Here is a 2,339-nt window from a genome sequence, read left to right on the forward strand (position 1 = left end):
CGCAGCTCGGCCAGCAAGCCGTCCCGGTCGGCCAGGACCGCGCCGAGGATGCGCCGGCCGGCGGCGAGCAGGTCCGCGACGGCGGGCGTGCTGAGCGCGTACAGGACGAGGCCGTCGTCGCGGAAGGAGGCGACGACGCCGGCCCGCCGGAGGACCGCGAGGTGTTGCGACAGGGTGGACGGCTCGACGTCGATCTCGGCGAGCAGGTCACGCACCGGGAGCGGGCCCGCCTGCAGCAGCTCCAGCGCGCGGATCCGTACGGGATGGCCGAGGACGCGGAACATCTCCGCCTTCGCCTGATAGAGCGGTACCGACACCAGCGACCTCACCGTTCGCTTTGCTGGGCTGCGAATCCCCAGAATTTCTCTGCTGCCGAGTTGCAAATATCGGCAACTCGATTCCGCGATGCACCATTTTCCCAGCGGGAAGGCGCGGCGAAGGCGGACAGGAAGTCCGATCACCCCGCGCCGGGATCCCCGATCCTCGTCCGGACGGCACACACGGAAGAGGGTTGACCATGGCAGAGATGGATGTGGCGCTGAAGGACGCGTTGCAGCTGGACGGCGCGATCGCGGCGGCCATCGTCGACTACACCAGCGGCATGGCGCTAGGCACAGCCGGCGGGGACCGCAGCTTCGACGTGGCGATCGCCGCGGCAGCCAACACCGAGGTGCTACGGGCCAAGCTGCGCACGATGGATCTGCTGGGCCTCAACGAGAAGATCGACGACATCCTGGTCACGCTCGGCTCGCAGTACCACCTGATCCGGCCGGTCACCGGTGGGTCCGGCCAGGGCCTGTTCATGTACCTGGCGCTGAACCGGGACCGCGCGAACCTGGCCATGGCCCGGCACCGGCTCCGGTCGATCGAGCGGACCCTGGAACTCTGACCGGGGCGCCTATGCCGGGTCGGCGTGCAGGTCGCGCAGCAGCTCCGCCTGGCCGCTGAGGACACCGGAGAGGATCTGCCGCGCCACGGCCAGCAGCTCGGCGACGTGCGGGCTGGTCAGCGCGTAGTACACGGTGGATCCCTCCCTGCGGGTGACGACCAGGTTGGCCCGCCGCAGCACGGCCAGCTGCTGGGACAGGTGGGCGGGCTCGATGCCGACCTCGGGGAGCATCTCCGCCACGCAGCGCTCACGTTCACTGAGCAGCTCCAGCACCCGGATGCGCGCGGGGTGACCGAGCGTCTTGAAGAACTCGGCCTTCAACTGGTACAGCGGTCGGCTCACCGTCACCACCTCGGTCCTCATTCCCCCGCCGGCCGGCGGCGGGTCGCGGTCGCGGCCTGCGCCGTGCTGATGCTTCCACGACGACGACCGCGCGGGCGACCGCGGGTCCACCGGCACCGCCGCGACCAACGTCTTGCTTAATTGCTAATCTTCGCAAGTCGCGAGATGACGTGGCAATCGGCCGGCGTGAGAAGAGGGTGCCGTGGGCGGGTCCGTGCCTTTCGTCCGGCTGCTTCCGCAGCGCGCCGACTGGGCGGCGGTGCGCCGAGCACCGCGCGCCGACCTGGTCGCCGGGCTGACGGTGGCCGTGGTGGCGTTGCCGCTGGCCCTGGCCTTCGGCGTCACCTCGGGACTGGGAGCGCAGGCCGGACTGATCACCGCGATCGTCGCCGGCGCGGTCGCCGCCGTGTTCGGCGGCTCGAACCTGCAGGTGTCCGGACCCACCGGGGCGATGACCGTGGTCCTGGTGCCGGTCGTCGCGCAGGTCGGCGCGGCCGGGGTGCTGATGGTCGGCGCGATGGCCGGGGTGATCCTGATCGGGCTGGCGGTGGCGCGCCTCGGCCGCTACGTGCGGTACCTGCCCACCCCGGTGATCGAAGGCTTCACCGCTGGCATCGCCGTGGTCATCGCCCTGCAGCAGGTGCCGGCGGCCCTCGGCGTCTCCGGCGCGCACGGCGACAAGGTGTGGGCGGTCGCCGCCGACGCGGTGACCCGCTTCGCCCGCCACCCACACCCGGCCGCCGTCGCGGTGGCTCTGGGCGTCGCGGCGTTGATGCTCCTCGGGGCCCGCCTGCGTCCCGGCGTGCCGTTCTCCCTCATCGGAGTGGCCGCCGCCACCATCCTGGTCGAGCTCACGCCCCTCACCCTGCCCAGCATCGGGCGCCTTCCCGCCGGCCTACCGGCCCCGTCGCTGGACTTCCTCGACCTCGGCGCCGTGCGGACGCTGCTGCCCGCCGCGGTGGCGGTGGCGGCGCTGGCCGCGCTGGAGAGCCTGCTGTCGGCCACGGTCGCCGACGCCATGACGGTCAACGAACGCCACGACCCCGACCGCGAACTCTTCGGCCAGGGGCTGGCCAACCTGGTCTCCCCCGTGTTCGGCGGGATCCCC

The 2,339-nt window shown here is 71.9% G+C and carries 4 protein-coding genes; 2 read left to right on the plus strand and 2 right to left on the minus strand.

The features are described 5' to 3' along the window. Positions 1-317 (minus strand): metalloregulator ArsR/SmtB family transcription factor (locus AB0C29_RS44220; protein ID WP_360833773.1); only part of this gene is annotated, 317 nt, incomplete at its 3' end. A gap of 200 nt (positions 318-517) precedes the next feature. On the opposite strand from AB0C29_RS44220, the gene AB0C29_RS44225 reads away from it, so the two are divergent. Then, entirely contained in the window at positions 518-889 is a 372-nt protein-coding gene (locus AB0C29_RS44225) for a hypothetical protein (RefSeq protein WP_360833775.1), read from the plus strand. A gap of 9 nt (positions 890-898) precedes the next feature. Here the strand turns inward: AB0C29_RS44225 and AB0C29_RS44230 are convergent, their stop codons facing one another. After that, positions 899-1,231 (minus strand): metalloregulator ArsR/SmtB family transcription factor, encoded by a 333-nt coding sequence (locus AB0C29_RS44230; RefSeq protein WP_360552734.1) that lies wholly within the window; start codon positions 1,229-1,231, stop codon positions 899-901. Between the two features lie 214 nt (positions 1,232-1,445). Between AB0C29_RS44230 and AB0C29_RS44235 the strand changes: the two genes are divergently transcribed. Next, on the plus strand, positions 1,446-2,339 hold an 894-nt coding region (locus AB0C29_RS44235; RefSeq protein ID WP_360833777.1), incomplete at its 3' end, for a SulP family inorganic anion transporter.

Source organism: Actinoplanes sp. NPDC048791 (genome assembly GCF_040650095.1).
In the GTDB taxonomy this organism is placed as follows: Bacteria; Actinomycetota; Actinomycetes; order Mycobacteriales; family Micromonosporaceae; genus Actinoplanes.

Excerpts from the sequence above, each read along its gene's own strand:
- AB0C29_RS44225 (WP_360833775.1), top strand. The coding sequence starts at position 518 with ATGGCAGAGATGGATGTGGCGCTGAAGGACGCGTTGCAGCTGGACGGC.